Origin of the sequence: Bradyrhizobium sp. SZCCHNS1050 (assembly GCF_032484785.1) — a bacterium.
GTDB lineage: Bacteria > Pseudomonadota > Alphaproteobacteria > Rhizobiales > Xanthobacteraceae > Bradyrhizobium.
In genome coordinates this window covers 24,525-39,172 of sequence record NZ_JAUETR010000003.1, presented here as the reverse complement: position 1 = coordinate 39,172, position 14,648 = coordinate 24,525, and the positions used below count along the sequence as shown (strand labels likewise).

At 64.8% G+C, this 14,648-nt stretch carries 10 protein-coding genes; 5 read left to right on the top strand and 5 right to left on the bottom strand.

Annotation, left to right across the window (positions count from 1 at the left end; genetic code table 11):
- The first annotated feature begins 276 nt into the window (after positions 1-276).
- Complete coding sequence (locus QX094_RS32225) at positions 277-2,556, top strand: polysaccharide biosynthesis tyrosine autokinase (RefSeq protein WP_315717409.1); 2,280 nt, start codon at positions 277-279, stop codon at positions 2,554-2,556.
- 66 nt (positions 2,557-2,622) lie between these two features.
- On the opposite strand, the gene QX094_RS32220 is transcribed toward QX094_RS32225, so the two are convergent.
- From QX094_RS32220 to QX094_RS32210, 3 genes are all read right to left on the bottom strand, one after another.
- Positions 2,623-2,883, bottom strand: coding sequence for a hypothetical protein (locus tag QX094_RS32220; RefSeq protein WP_315717408.1), 261 nt, complete (start codon positions 2,881-2,883; stop codon positions 2,623-2,625).
- A 119-nt stretch (positions 2,884-3,002) separates the two neighbouring features.
- On the bottom strand, positions 3,003-4,037 hold the full coding sequence (gene opgC, locus QX094_RS32215; protein ID WP_315717407.1) for an OpgC domain-containing protein: 1,035 nt from the start codon (positions 4,035-4,037) through the stop codon (positions 3,003-3,005).
- A gap of 168 nt (positions 4,038-4,205) precedes the next feature.
- A complete protein-coding gene (locus QX094_RS32210; RefSeq protein ID WP_315717406.1) occupies positions 4,206-5,414 on the bottom strand; it encodes a WecB/TagA/CpsF family glycosyltransferase in 1,209 nt (402 codons plus the stop codon).
- A gap of 144 nt (positions 5,415-5,558) precedes the next feature.
- Here QX094_RS32210 and QX094_RS32205 point away from each other — a divergent pair, with 144 nt between their 5' ends.
- Positions 5,559-7,100, top strand: coding sequence for an O-antigen ligase family protein (locus QX094_RS32205; protein ID WP_315717405.1), 1,542 nt, complete (start codon positions 5,559-5,561; stop codon positions 7,098-7,100).
- 30 nt (positions 7,101-7,130) lie between these two features.
- Here the strand turns inward: QX094_RS32205 and QX094_RS32200 are convergent, their stop codons facing one another.
- Positions 7,131-9,182, bottom strand: a complete 2,052-nt coding sequence (locus QX094_RS32200; RefSeq protein ID WP_315717404.1) for a glycosyl hydrolase family 28-related protein — start codon at positions 9,180-9,182, stop codon at positions 7,131-7,133.
- 181 nt (positions 9,183-9,363) lie between these two features.
- On the opposite strand from QX094_RS32200, the gene QX094_RS32195 reads away from it, so the two are divergent.
- The 3 genes from QX094_RS32195 (at position 9,364) to QX094_RS32185 (ending at position 12,646) form a co-directional block, all read left to right on the top strand.
- Positions 9,364-10,314, top strand: a complete 951-nt coding sequence (locus tag QX094_RS32195) for a glycosyltransferase (protein WP_315717403.1) — start codon at positions 9,364-9,366, stop codon at positions 10,312-10,314.
- 76 nt (positions 10,315-10,390) lie between these two features.
- Positions 10,391-11,662, top strand: coding sequence for an acyltransferase (locus tag QX094_RS32190; RefSeq protein WP_315717402.1), 1,272 nt, complete (start codon positions 10,391-10,393; stop codon positions 11,660-11,662).
- Between the two features lie 207 nt (positions 11,663-11,869).
- Positions 11,870-12,646 (top strand): SDR family NAD(P)-dependent oxidoreductase, encoded by a 777-nt coding sequence (locus QX094_RS32185; protein ID WP_315717401.1) that lies wholly within the window; start codon positions 11,870-11,872, stop codon positions 12,644-12,646.
- Between the two features lie 46 nt (positions 12,647-12,692).
- Here QX094_RS32185 and asnB read toward each other — a convergent pair whose 3' ends face one another.
- Positions 12,693-14,633 carry an asparagine synthase (glutamine-hydrolyzing) gene (asnB, locus tag QX094_RS32180; RefSeq protein WP_315717400.1) on the bottom strand — a complete coding sequence of 647 codons (1,941 nt, stop codon included), beginning with the start codon at positions 14,631-14,633 and terminating at the stop codon, positions 12,693-12,695.
- Positions 14,634-14,648: the final 15 nt, after the last annotated feature.

The window sequence follows — 14,648 nt, the reverse complement described above, 5'->3', positions numbered from 1 at the left end:
GCAAGGCATGTCCTGCACGCCGGCGACATTTAATTTTGCAGAGCCACTTGCTGAGCAAAATCAGATTTAATATAAATTAAATCGCGCGGCACTCCCAGATCATTTAATGGTTATAAAACAAGATCCTCGTTCTCGCAGGCAAACCGGGCGGCTCTGACGTCCGAAGCGCAACTGAAAAGCCCCACAAACATGCTGCACAATCCCAACGCGAGCACGGTTACCTACCCCTCCCCACAGGAGCAAGGTTGGGAACGTAGCGGACCCGGACCGTTCGACATGGCGCTGGGATTCCTGCGCCGGCACTATCTGGTGATTGCGATCACCACCGTGCTTTCGCTCCTGGCGAGCTTCGCCCTGCTGAAAATCCTGCCGCCCACCTACTCGGCCGACGTCAAGATCATGCTGGGCACCACCTCGAAGGCCGCAGTCGTCCAGCCGCAACCGCCCGTTCAGGACGAGCCGCCGCTCGACATGGAATCGCAGATCGAGATTCTCAAATCGAAGTCGATCGCGACAGCGGTCATCGACAAGCTCAATCTGGCGGACGATCCCGACTTCAACGGCAAAGCCAGCCCGCTGCATGGTGCGGTTGATGCGGTTCGCCGTCTCGTGGGTTCGGCGCCGCAGCCGAACGCGCCCTCGATGGACGATCTCCTCGACGAATTCCAGCGCAGAATGAACGCCTTCAGAATTGGCACGAGCACGGTCGTCGAGGTCGATTTCAGCGCCAGCGACCCCAATCGGGCGGCGATGATCGCCAACGCCATCGTCAAGGAGTATTTCGATCAGCAGTTGAAGGCGGACGCGAACGAGCACCGCACAATCACCGCCTGGCTTCACGACCGCCTGCAGGATCTCGGCAACGACGCGACCGCGACCGAACGTTCCGTGAACGAGCTGAAAAGCCGGTACAACATCGTCTCGGCCGACGGCAGGTTCATGGACCAGCAGCAGGTCACCGAGCTCACCAACCGTCTGGTGGCAGTGCGCACGCGTACCGCCTCGCTGATGACCCGGCTCAATCGGTTCGACGACATGCTCGCGACGAGCAGTGCCGATATGACGATCGACCGCGTAGCCGCGGTCTCCGACTTCTCCCCGGCAGAGCTCAGCGGCAATGTCAATCCGCCCGACGGTCTCTCCTTGAGCAATTCGAACAGCACGCTCATCATCAACAGCTTGCGTCAGCAATACCTCGATAACGCCAAGCGCGAGTACGAGTATTCCGCCAAATATGGCAAGGATCATATCGCGGTCGTCAATATTCGCGCGACGATGAAGAGCATCCGCCAGGCTATCGTCGACGAGGTGCGGCGCCTTGCCGACGTCGCCAAGCACGATTACGAGGAGTCCAAGCAGCAGCAGCAGGAGATCGAGAAGCAGCTTGCACAGGCCGTTGTCCGGTCGCAGGATACCAGGGCGGCCGAGCTCAGCCTCCGCGAGCTGGAGACCAGCGCCAAGAGCTATCGCACGCTCTACGACACCTTTCTTCAGCGCTACATGGGCTCAGTCCAGCAGGGCTCCTTCCCGATTGCGAAGGCGCGGGTGATCTCAGCGGCCACGCCGCCGAAGAAGAAGATCAAGCCGAAGTCCATCGTGCTGATGGCGCTCGGCCTGTTCGGGGGCCTGGCGCTCGGCGGCGGCCTCGGCCTGCTCGCAGAAGTCAAGGACCGCAGCTTTCGGACGACCGACCAGGTCGAGGATCGCCTGCGCCTGCCCTGCCTCTCGGTCGTCCCTCTGCTCAAACGAGGCGAGGTCGACCGGTTCACCAAGAAGGCGACAGTCAACGCCGTTTCCAAGGTCGAACCCGATTCCAGCCCGCGAATGGTGACGAGAGGCCCCGGAACCTGCTGGGCCGCATCCGCCATGCCCACATCGCGCTTCGCCGAATCCATCCGCTCGTTGAAAGTCGCCATCGACCAGGATCCAAGCCCGACGTCGCGGAAGGTCTTCGGACTGACGTCCGCCCTGCCCAACGAAGGCAAGTCGATCATCGCCGCGTCGCTGGCTCAGCTCATCGCAAATTCAGGCAAGCGTGTGATCGTGGTCGATTGCGACCTCAGGAATCCGTCGCTTTCCGCCATGCTGGCCCCCGATGCCAGCACTGGGATCGCCGACATCGTCCTGGGAGGATGCCAGCTCGCAGACGCAGTCTGGACCGACCCGCTGACGCGCCTGGATTTCCTGCCGGGAACGGGTGCCATGCAGCGCGACACCAGCGACATCCTCGGCAACGAGCAGATGCGCAAGCTGTTCGAGCAGCTGCGGGCAGCCTATGACTACGTCATCGTCGATCTTCCGCCGCTCGCGCCCGTTGTCGACGCGCGCGCCATCTCCGCGCTGCTCGACAGCTTCGTCCTCGTCGTGGAATGGGGGCGCACGCCGGCCGAGGTGGTCGAGCACGCGCTGAACACGGCTCCCAACGTCTACGATGCTCTGTTCGGCGTCGTGCTCAACAAGACGAACATGAAGGCGCTGAAGCGCTACGCCAATCATTTCGGCGACTACTACAACCACAAATATTACGCCCGTTACGGGAGCGTGATGGCCGAGTAGGTCGATCAGCGCGCGCCGGCCGGTGCGCGCCATGGGCCGCGGCCGGCAACGGAAATCGATCGACGGTCAGCGCTGGTGCTCGGGGCGAATGGAGGGATGGGCGATGCCGGCACGCTCCAGAGCGCTGCGGACATAGACGCCCGAGAGATAGCCCACCTGGACTGCAATCAGACCGGCGCCGGCATAGAGCACGGCCGGCAGCCCGCTGATGATCGACGCCGCGATGCACTCCATGAAGACGATCGCGGCGAGCGCCAGCAGCGTGCGAACCGTGAACATCGTCCCGGCAACCACCCCGGCTGTAAAATGAAGCGCGATCACCCACATCAGTTCATGCCTCCTCGGGCGTTTCGAGAGGCTAGCGGCCATTGGTTAGCGATGAGCTAAGCCGCCCGGGAGGATTCGAACAAGCGCATCAGGGCAACACTTTCAGGCGAAAGATGCGGCTACGGCCCGCTGAGCGGGTGCAGCATTGTCTGGCGGTTCAGCCAGTGCGCCCGGTAGAGCCAAAGCACCGCGGTGACCAGGACGACATCGAACAGGCCCATCACGGTCTGGCCGTAAACCTGCGGGTGGACGCCGCCCAGGAGGAGCGCGAGCTTGACCGATTGCCGCACCACCTCCGACCCGAGGAACGCGATCAGCGAGTTCTGGCCGACGTTGAGGATGAGCGAGACCGCCGGCGATCGCCGGGTGCGCGCGAACACCGCCCACAGCAGCGCCAACAGCAGCGGCAATGTCCAAAGCAGGTTGAGGAGCTTGTCGAACCGATAGGGGTATTTTTCGCCGTTGCTGGGAAAGCCGAGGCTGTAATCGAGCAGCAGCCCGAAGGTGAAGATCCCCGCCAGCGCCGTATAGAACGCGGGTCCGATCAAGCGGTTGGACCGATGGAGATCTCCGAGCCAGATACCGATCACGAAGAACATCTGCGCTTGGAGCGAGAACAGCAACAGAATGATGGCGGGACTCTCGAGCTTGGCTGCCGTGCTCGTGTTGCTGAACCAGGTGGAGGCCACGAAGATCGCAGCCGACGACGCGAGCACCAGGAGCCTGCCGCGCTTGAACATCGGCAGGATCACCGGCAGCAGCAGGAACATCAGCCCGTAGAACTTGAGGATTGTGATGGCGGTCGGCTCGGACTGAAACGTCAGCACGTCGAAAATCGCCTGCCCCACCGGCTCTCGCTTGTTCCCCAGAACAGCCATGCCGACCGCGACCGGCACCGAGATGACGAAATAGGCGGCGAGCACCTTCAAGCCGCGGGCGAGGAGCTCTCCGTGCCTCTCCTTGTGCAGATAGACGTACCCGACCATGAACCCCGAGATCACGACGAACAGTTCGGCGAAGGGGTTGAATTTCGTGAACAGATCGACGGAGTCCGGAAAGACGTTGGCCGTGTGATGATAGAATACGAACAACATCGCGCAGCTTCGATAGAAGTCGATCAGAAGCTCGCGCCTCTTCTGGCCTGCTGCGCTCACCGCTCAATCTCCGAATACACGTCGCTCCATGGGCGACGGTCAGCCGATGGGCGCCGGTCGGACTGACGGCTCAGGCAATCCTTCGCAACGCGGGCAAGCGTCGCGGCGGCGATCATCGAACCACCGACTGCTGAAGCCGTGATGCGACCGATGACAGGCCTCCCCCTCTCATTGCTGGTCCAGACCGCCGAAGCGGAAGATGCGGGCCATCAGCGGCGAAACGCCCACGAAGGTCGCGGTACAGCCCTGGGCTTCCAATTGCTTCCTCAGCATCAGCAGCAATCCGAGGAAGCGCGCATCCATGGCGCAGACGTTCGAGAAATCGATCGTGACCGGCTTGCGGGACGCCGAAGCGGCGCGGAACACCGGAATGGCCCGGTCTACGTGGCGCGCATCGGCGGGCCCCGACAGGCTGAGCGTGACCGCGCGCGTCCCATAGTCCTGCGTGATGGTCAGCGCCTCACCCCGCTCATGCGTGCGGCGCATCCACCAGGTCCACACCACGAACGGCAACACGTGGGTGAGCATGAGGCCGAGCATCGCCGTGCCATCGTTCCAATAGCGGCGCCAGAGATAGGGCTCCTCCTTGATGCGCCACAGCCACTCGAAGCCTGATTGGCGCAGGATCGCCGGTGCGCGCTTCACCGTCCCGGCCTGGAAGTTGAGCGCGGCGCCGAGGTGGGCGCGAACTGGAATCTCGAGGCACTCATGATTGCGCTGCAGCCATGATTGTCCCTTCACGCTGCTGAGCGAGGCAACCAGGAAGTCCGCCCCGCTGGCATTGATCTCGTCGATGATGTGATCCCGGCTCAACTCCTCGGCCGACAAATAGCCGGGGTTCAACCAGCCCACGCACTGCAATCCCGCCGACTGGCCGTTCAGCGTCCGGGCGGCCCGTTCGGCGGCCCCCTCCGGGCCACCGAAAAGAAAGAGCTTCAGCGCGTTTGCCGGCGCGGCCTCCGACTTCAGCGCGTCGAAGATATCGGCGCCGGCCGTCCGGCTCTTGATCGGAATCCCAAGCAGCCTAGCGATCCAGACCACCGGCATGCCGTCCACCGTGCAAAGATCGCTCAGGATCAGCGACTCCCTGAAGCTCCTGTTCGACTGGCTGGCGACCAGGAAGTTGAGATTGGGAGTCGAGATGAGAAGCCGGCTCCTGCGTCGGGCAGCGTCGCGGATGCGGCGCAGTACGCCGCGCATGCCGATGGCATCGACCGGTATTCCGAGGACGCAATAGACGTCGCGCGCGAGGTCGTCGGGAATCGCGGCGTCGGCCAGGGCGGCAGCATCGACCTCCGGCCGATCGCGACCCGCCCCGGAGCGCCCCACGCGATAAAGGGGGGATCCCGGCTCCTGCAATTCATGCGTGGTCAGCATCCGCCGCTCTCCCTCAATCTGCCCGCCGCACGAGGATTCCGGGTTGCGGATCCCTGCCGCACCTCCCCGACCGAATAACGTGCGACCCAAAAGCCACCATTTAATTTTAAATCATACCATTTATTTAATACGGTTTATTTGTAAATGCCAGGGCAGATTTGCGGCGCGGCTGCAGCAATATCTTCCCGGCGCACGTCGAAGTCCTTTTATTTAATTGCATCTCCGGATAATGTTCACGGACGGTATTCCCGGCGGCTGCCGGGGCCGCGCCGTTCGAATATCCTGGTGAGATCGATGCCGAGAATTTCAGCGACGACGTCGATGTCGGCCGGGCCGCGCGCCTCCGCGGGGACGTTCGATGTCTGCGCGCTGATTCCGGTCCTCGCCTTCGCCTACTCGTCCCTCATTCAGCCGCTGATCTATTTTGGCTTCCCGCCGTCGCCCGGGCTCCAGGGCCTGCTCGAGAGCCGGATCGAGAACCGGATCTTCTGGCCTGTCCTCGCGGCCATCGCCATCGTCGTTGCGATGCAACGCCTCGCCCGCGGCGAGCGGCTTGCCGCTGCGCCCAACATCATCAGTCTCTGCGTCTATTTTGGATTGGCCGGCGCCAGCATCGCGTGGGCATTCAAACCCGAATTCGCCTTCGTCCGTTTCGTCCAGGAAGCGATGGTCCTCACCGCCATCGTGCTGCCCGCCCTGCTATCGAGGCCGAGCGCCGACATCCTGCGCGGCGTGTTCCTCTGCTTTGCAGCAGGGGTGATCCTCAATGTTCTGCTGATCCCCGGCGGTTACGCGACCTACGCGCAGTACGGCAACGCGCTGGTCGACATCGGTTACCAGGGCTACTTCTCGGGCAAGAACCTGCTGGGCGAGTTTGCCGCCATTGCGTTCCTGCTCTCGGTTCACGAGTTGCTCTATCCCGGAACGCGCCGCGCGCTCGGGATCGTCGTTGCCGTCGGTGCCATCGTCCTGATCTTCTTCTCGAGCTCGAAGACCGCGCTCGGCCTCGCTCTGGTCGCCCCGATCCTGGCCATCCTGACGCTGGCGCTTGCGAGAACGCTGCGGGTTGCACCGCTTCTGATCCTGGTGGCGATCATCCTCGGCTACTTCGTGGTCGGCGAGCTCGCGGGCTTCACGACCAGCCGCATCGCCTATCTGCTGACGGGTGATTCCAGCTTCACCGGCCGAACCACCATATGGGCCTTCTCTAACTTGGAGATCGCGAAGAGGCCGCTCCTGGGATGGGGCTATCAGAGCTTCTGGCTGGTCGGTGCCGACGCACCAAGCATCACCGATGCACCCGGCTGGGTGAAGGCCATGCCGAACTCCCACAACGGCTACTACGATGCGATGCTGGAACTTGGCTATGTCGGTTTTGCCTTTCTCCTCGTGTTTCTGGCGGCCACCGTTCACGTCATCGGCCGCGTGATGAAGCACGACTACAAGCGGGCGTGGATCCTGCTGTCCGTCGCGCTGTTCGTCATGCTCTATAACCTGCTCGAAACCCTGTGGCTGCGCGCGTTCGACGTGACCTGGGTGGTATTCGTGCTCGTCACGGTCGAGGCCGCGCGATACTGGCGGAGGTCGCAACAGAGCATGCCCGCCGCTCAGCCGGCGAACAGGCGGTCGGCTCGTTGGAGCCGTACACGGCCGGCTTGGCGGCCACGGCTCGGCGTCCGCACCTGACGGGAGGCCCGTTGAAGCGTCACGCCAGCGCTATTGCGTTGATCCCGGCGCCGCCGCGAATGGCGCGCCCGCATCGAATCTCGCCTTGGCCGGTAACGTATGCAGCTTGGTATCCCCGGTTGGGTCCACCCAGGGCCACGGATGACTGCCGAAAAAGCCGGGCTTGGCTCTCAGATACAGCGACGCCGGCAGCGGCTGCGCCGCGAGAGCGTCCGTCCAGACCACCTTGCCGGTGAGATAGTCGAAATTGCCGCCGCGGATCACCGTGGCCAGCGTCTTCGGATCAGGCGCCATGGTCCATCGCTCCGGGTCGTAGCCAAGCACCCAGACGTTGCCGACACCGCCCTGCCCCCAAACCGCCGTTCCGGCCCGCATCGATGGATCGTCGTAGCTCCAACCGCTCATGCGTCCAGGTCGGCCCAGCACATTGCCGGCGAACGAATCCCACCACGAGCCATAGGCGAGACCGACGGCTCGAACGCCCGAACGATCGACGAAGCGCTGGCGCTGGCCGGTGAGATGGTTGCGGAAAAAGGTCAGATAGATCGCGTTGCCATGGGTGTAGTCGCTGTCGGCATTGTGGGACAGATTGCCTTCGAACAGGACGTGATGGGCGCCGGCCATGTGCGACGCGTTGATGCCGACCTCGACCCAGCCGGGATTGTCGAAATCGAACGAGTCGTCGGCATAGTTATAGCCGACGACGCTGCCGGCGCCGGACGACCGGAACACCATGTTCTTGCAGACGTCGACGAGGATGTTGTTCTCGATCAGGACCTCCGAGGAGCCCGTCGCCAGGCTGATCGCGTATCCGGCGCCGCCCGGCTGCGGCCACGAGCCGGCGTGGATGTAGGAGTCGCGGAGCTCGACCCGGAACGAATTGTCGATCGCCACGCCCTCGCCGAGCCATTGCGTCACCTCGACGGATCTGGCCCAGGAATAAGCAGCGGCTTCGAACCGCAACGCGCCGTCCGCCCCGCCGACGATGCTCAGATCTTCGACGCCCACCTTGGCAACGTGGATGTCGCGATTGTTGGCGGCGTGGCGACCGCTGTTCGGGTCGGTGCTATAAGGCGTGAGCTGCGCTTGGTGATCCCGGCGATAGCTGATCGTGAGCGGCGAGGTGAATGTCACCGTGCTGCCGGTCACCGAGGCGATCTCCTTGATCTCGGCGGTCGCCCGGTCGGTCCGGGCAAACCACGACATCGACTTCGGCAACACGCCGGGAGCCTGGTCATAGGGACCTCCGGCATTGGCACCGGCATTGTCGTCGCCCGGCTGAACCGGATAGTGCATGTTCCAGGCGACGCGGTCGCCTTGCCAGACCTTCGCTCCCGCTGGAAAACCCGCCGGCGTCGCCTGCCACGATGCGCCTGAGACCTCGTCGAGCAGAACGAAATCGCCCGGCTTCAAGGCCGCGGCACTGGCGAGGGCGACGGTCGACGTCCCCTGATCGCCGTCCGCCAACAGGTCCTGCGACGCGCTGCTGTCGGGGCCATTGTTCCAGCGCGAAGGTCCGACGATGATGACAGGCTTGGCGTCGTAGCTGTACGAGCTCGGGTCGACCGGCGTCAGGATTCCCTTGGTGCCGGCAATCACGACCGGCGTTCGTGCCCGCGCACCGTTGGTTTTCACCAGCCTGGTCGCGCCTGCGCCGGCGCCGCGCAGCGTCACTGGCCGGCTGATCAGGAGCGGCTCGTTGACGATGAACGTCCCGGGGCCGAGCATCACCACCTGGCCGGCGGGTGCAGCGGTCAAGGCAGCCTGAATCGCGCTGCTGTCGTCTCTCCCACTCGGAGACAGCGTGCGGTAAATGATGGTCCGGTTCGGAATACCGCCGGCTGACATCAGCCCGGGATTCCAGGCGGCGAGACGCTCCACCGGCAGCAGATTGCCGGCCAGTGACGGCCCGGTGGACGCGGTCGGCTCGGCGGCCGCGGCAACGCCGCGAAGGAACAGCAGGGCAAGCGCTGCCGTGAACAGCGCACGGATGCAGGCGGCGTCGATCCGGCGCGTCACGCGCGCGACCGGCCGGGACGAAGCCTGGGTGCAGCCGGGGATCACGAGGCCGATGTCATCCATGAGAACCTCTCGCAGGACCGGTCACACAGCCAAAACGGGCGCCGATTTAAAAACACCATGACTTTGACACGCGCCATGACATAATATTAAATCACGATTTAATTTATTGAAAGGCGGCCGGCGACGCCCTGCTCGGCAGAGCTTCGTCCCAATCTTCCGCCTTCGGCAAGGGATTTGATACGTGACGCCATCGCGCCGCTACCTGCTCATCTCGCCCTGCCGGGACGAGGCCCAATATCTCCGCCGGACTCTCGACAGCGTCGCTGCGCAATCGGTGCCGCCGGCGCTGTGGATCGTGGTGGATGACGGATCGACCGATGACACCCCGGCCATTCTCGACGAGTACGCCCAGCGCCTGCCCTATCTGCGCGTGATCCGCCGCGCCGACCGCGGCGGACGCAAGGTCGGACCCGGCGTGATCGAGGCATTCTATGCCGGCCTGGAGAGCGTGCGGCTGGAGGATTTCGACTATCTCTGCAAGCTCGACATGGACCTCGATCTGCCCGCGCGCTACTTCGAGCTGCTGATGGAGCGGATGGAGAGCGATCCGCGGGTCGGGACCACCTCGGGCAAGCCGTGGTTCGTCCACCCGCAGACCGGCGCCTTGGAGCCGGAGGTCTGCGGCGACGAGATGTCGGTCGGGATGACCAAGTTCTACCGCGTCGCCTGCTTCCAGGAGATCGGCGGCTTCGTGCGCCAGGTCATGTGGGACGGCATCGACTGCCACCGCTGCCGCATGCTCGGCTGGATCGCCGAGAGCATCGACACCGAAGCGCTGCGCTTCATCCATTTGCGGCCGCAGGGCGCCAGTCACAAGGGCATCTGGACCGGACGGCTGCGCAAGGGTTTCGGCCAGTACTTCATGGGAACGTCGCCGCTGTATCAGCTCGCGGTGGCGGTCTATCACCTGCCGGCCTATCCCGCCCTGATCGGCAGCACCGCGATGCTGTGGGGCTATTTCCGGAGCTGGCTGACGGGCCTGCCGCGCTACGACGATCTCGAATTCCGCCGCTTCCTCCGCGCCTATCAGCATGCCTGCCTGCGCCTGGGCAAGCGCGCCGCCACGGCCCGGATCAACGCGGAGCGGGCCCAACTCTGGCGCGCCAGCCACGCCGCGGCCGACACGCGATGACGCTCGGCGGCCGATCGCCGCGGCATTGACACGACGACGACGAAGCTACGTGTTTCTCCGACCCCGTCTGGACAACATGGCCAAGATTCTCGAGCTCAGCCGCTTTCGTGCCGCTTCCGCCGTGCCGCCGATAACGGCGCCTGGCGGCGAGGCGACCGCGCCGGCAGCGTCCCGCAGCACGAACGCCCATGGCAGCGCATCCCCGCTCATTCCATCACTCGACGGCATCCGCGCGCTGTCGGTGCTGATCGTGGTCCTGGGCCATTCCGGGCTTCAGGCCATGGTCCCCGGCGGCTTCGGCGTCACCATCTTCTTCTTCCTGAGCGGCTTCCTGATCTCCACGCTGATGCTGGCCGAGCATCAGCGCACCGGCGCGCTCGACGTTCCCAGCTTCTATGCGCGGCGCGTGTTCCGGCTGATGCCGCCTCTGCTGCTGTCGTTGGCGATCGCCTACGGCCTCACCGCCGCCGGCCTGCTGGACGGCGGAATGACCGTCAAGGGCCTGGCGGCCCAGGTGCTGTATTTCGCCAACTATTACGGTCTGTTCTTCGATCCCGGCAATACGGTGCCCGACGGCACCGGCATTCTCTGGTCGCTCGCGGTCGAGGAGCACTTCTACATCGTCTATCCCCTGCTGATGACGCTGCTGCTCGGATCGGCGCTGCGGCCGCGCACCATCGGCGCGCTGCTCGGGCTCGTCTGCCTCGGCGTCCTCGCCTGGCGCATCCATCTCGTGCATGCCCCTGGGTTCTTCTCCGACCGCACCTATTACGCCTCGGACACCCGCATCGACTCGATCGCCTATGGCTGCATTCTGGCGCTGGTCATGAACCCGGTGCGGCAGCGCTCTGCCTCGGGGCGGATGTCGGCGGCGCAATGGGCGCTGCTGGCCGTCGCCGCGGCGGCGCTGCTGGTCTCGCTCGTCTACCGTGATGCGGTGTTCCGGGAGACCGCCCGCTACAGCCTTCAGGGGCTGGCGCTGATGCCGTTGTTCTACTTCGCAGTCCGCTTCGCCGACGCGCCGCTGTTTCGTCATCTCAACCGCTCCTGGGTGATGACGCTCGGCACCTATTCCTATGCGATCTATCTGATCCACAACGTCGTGATCCGGACGATCGACAAGAACCTGCCCGCGATCGCTGCCAAGCCCTATCTGCTGTTTCCGCTCGCGCTCCTGATCTCTGTCATCTACGCGGCGGCGATCGAGCGCTTCATCGAGCCGTATTTCAGACAGCTCCGGCGCAAGTTCAGGCCGGCGCCTGCTGCGAGAGCAGCGCAGGACGCGTCCGGCGCAGACTGGCGGCTCGGCAACCGTCTCGCCGAGAGTCCGACGCCGCGCGCATCCTGAGCGCATCGGCACCCCTTCACCGCTCCATCGCCTGCTGCACAAATGCGTCAAATTGTGCAGTTTAAATAATTAGTCCCGCATTTAATACTGCGACCCCGACCAATGAATACTTTCGGGGACGGGTGGATGCGGATCGCGAGCGCAGTTGCACGACGAATTCGACGACATACGCTCGGTCCCCTGCCGGACGATCCGGCACTGCGACCGTTGAGGTCCCCGCTCCAGATCAATCTCTCGGGCAAGGTCGCGCTGGTCACGGGAGCGGCGGGAGAGCTCGGCCGCCCGATCGCCCGGACACTGGCGGCCTGTGGTGCAAAGGTCGCCATCCATTATCTGACGGCGCGCGCTGCTGCGGAGAGGCTGTGCGAGGAGCTGAACGAGCTCCAGCCGCAGCACGCCTGCACCATTTCGGGTGACGTTGCCGAGCTCGAGGATGTGCAGGCCATGCGCCGCGTCACCGAGGGTGTGCTCGGCCCCGTCGACATCGTCGTGAACAATGCGGTGACATGGTACGACGAACGTCCCGTCGTCGAGCAGACGCCCGACCAGTTCGACAAGGTGTTTCGCTCCTCGGTCCTGCAGGCCTGGGCGACCGCGCGGGTGTTTTCCGGCCCGATGATCGAGCGAAAATGGGGACGCCTGATTTCTCTCGGCACGGAGATGACGAGCCTGGCCTTGCCCAATCGCGCGCCCTACACGGCGGCCAAATGCGCCATGGACGGCATGCTGCGGTCCCTGGCGCGGGAGCTCGGACCGCATGGCATCACGGTCAATCAGGTCGCCCCGGGCTGGGTCGTCTCCGACAAGGACCGTCGTGACCGTGACGAGGTGCAGCCGCTCTACGAGCGGTCCGTGCCGCTCGGACGGCGCGGCTACGATCAGGACGTCGCCAACATGATCGCGTTTCTGGCCTCGGACCTCGCCGGTTTCGTGACCGGCGTTCGCGTGCCGGTGTGCGGCGGAGTCGTCATGCCGGAGGCCTGAGCACGCGCGCCTCGATGCGGCCGATTCTCGTGATGTCGATCGCGCGTCAGCGGAAGACGCGATGACGGTGGCACCAACGCACGAACACGTAGATCGACCATATGCGCGACCAATAGATCCCCGGCGCCCCATCGAGGAAGGCGCGCCAGAGGCGCTCCACGGCCGTGGGGTCCAGCCCCACCGGCGCAACGGCCTGCGGGTCCCGCAGGGTCCGGTCCATTGCATCCTGCAGGCCGCGCCGAATCCAGCGATCGAGCGGCAGCACGAAGCCGCTCTTCGGCCGGTCGAACAGCGACGGATCGAGGCCACGCAGGCCGATCCGCCTGAGCATCGCCTTGCTTCGCAGCGGCGCGTAGCGCGTCGCATCGGGCAGCCGGTCGACGCTTTCGAACAGCACCTGATCGACCAGCGGCACCCGCTGCTCCAGCGAGGCCGCCATGCTCGCCACGTCATTGTCGCGCAGCAGGCGCTCGCCGAGAAACAGGCGCTGCTCCATGACGCTGATCGCCGACAGCGGAGTGCGCGCGCGCGTCTCCGCGGTGATCTTCGCTCTCATCGCGGCCGGCAGCCCATCTGTCAGCGTATCGACGAGATCAGGCGCGAGCAGCTCGCGCTGAAAACCGGGCAGGAACAGCGCATAGGCCATCTGGTAGAGCGCCAGAAGATCGTCGCCGCGTCGAACCATCTCCGGAAGCTTGGCCCAGCGCGTCTGCGGCGCCACCGTTCCGCGCGACGGCGACAGCATCTGCGCGGCCAGCTTCGCCGCAGCGGCTTTGACGCCGGCCGGCACCCAGGCCGTGCGCTCCGACCATCGCTGCAGGATCGGCAGGTCGCGAAACGACGTATAGCCGCCGAACAGCTCGTCGCCGCCGGTCCCCGACAGTGCCACCGTGAAGCCTGCGCCGCGGATGGCGTGCGACATGAAGTATGAGTTCAGGCCGTCGAAGGTCGGCTGGTCCAGGCTGTCGAGCGCGGCATCGAGGTTGTCGACGAAGTGCTGCTCCGTCAGCACCACCTCGTGATGCTCGGTGCCGATGGCGGCGGCGATCTGGCGCGCGATCGGCCCCTCGTTCAGCTCCTGCTCCTCGAAAGCAAGCGTGAAGGTGTGGATCGGACCCGTGGCCGCGCGCTGCGCCAGATTGGCCATGACCGAGGAATCGATGCCGCCCGAGAGAAACACTGCGAGCGGCACGTCGCTGGCGAGATGCAGCCTCAGCCCCTCCTCGAGGATCTCGGCAAGATGATCCTCGTCCATCGTCGGGTCCGGAGCCCGCTCCGGGATCGACCAGAAATCCTCATCGCGGATGATGTTGCCGACGCCGTCGAACGTGGTGAGATGGCCTGGAGGCAGCAGTTCGACGCCCTTCACCGCCGTGCCGGGACCGACCACGAAGCCGTTCCAGACGCCGCTGGCGACGGCCTGCGGATCGAGCTGGGCCCTGCCCAGAAGGCCGGATGCCAGGAGAGCACGCAGCTCGGATGCGAAGGCCACCGACCAGCCCGCGTCGGGTTTCGACGCGCGGGCGACGTACAGCGGCTTGATGCCGAGGGGATCGCGCGCCAGCAGCAGCCGGCGCTCCTTCGGATCCCAGCAGGCGAACGCGAACATGCCGCGCAACCATGCCACCGCCTCCGGCCCATGCAGGCCGAGCGCGCGCAGCATCACCGCCGTATCGCCGGTCGAGCTGAACTGCTGGCCGCCGGCGACGAGGCGCTGCCGCAGGTCGGCAAAATTGTAGATCTCGCCGTTGAAGACGATGACATGCCCGGTGACCGGATCGGTCATCGGCTGCACACCGGCGGGCGACAGATCGAGGATCGCGAGCCGGCGGTGCGCCAGCAGCGCGCCCCAGCCACGCTCGTCCGCGGGCGAGGTCCAGACTCCCCCGGCATCCGGACCGCGATGGAGCATGGCATCGTTCATCCGCTGCAGCGCTGCGCGGTTGTGGTCGTCAACCCGTCCGATGATCCCAGCGATGCCACACATCAGAACATTCCGTTT

Coding starts and splice junctions, on each gene's coding strand:
- QX094_RS32225 (WP_315717409.1), top strand. CDS start 277: ATGGCGCTGGGATTCCTGCGCCGGCACTATCTGGTGATTGCGATCACC.
- QX094_RS32210 (WP_315717406.1), bottom strand. CDS start 5,414: ATGCTGACCACGCATGAATTGCAGGAGCCGGGATCCCCCCTTTATCGC.
- QX094_RS32190 (WP_315717402.1), top strand. CDS start 10,391: ATGGCCAAGATTCTCGAGCTCAGCCGCTTTCGTGCCGCTTCCGCCGTG.
- asnB (WP_315717400.1), bottom strand. CDS start 14,633: ATGTGTGGCATCGCTGGGATCATCGGACGGGTTGACGACCACAACCGC.
- QX094_RS32200 (WP_315717404.1), bottom strand. CDS start 9,182: ATGGATGACATCGGCCTCGTGATCCCCGGCTGCACCCAGGCTTCGTCC.
- QX094_RS32205 (WP_315717405.1), top strand. CDS start 5,559: ATGCCAGGGCAGATTTGCGGCGCGGCTGCAGCAATATCTTCCCGGCGC.
- QX094_RS32220 (WP_315717408.1), bottom strand. CDS start 2,883: ATGTGGGTGATCGCGCTTCATTTTACAGCCGGGGTGGTTGCCGGGACG.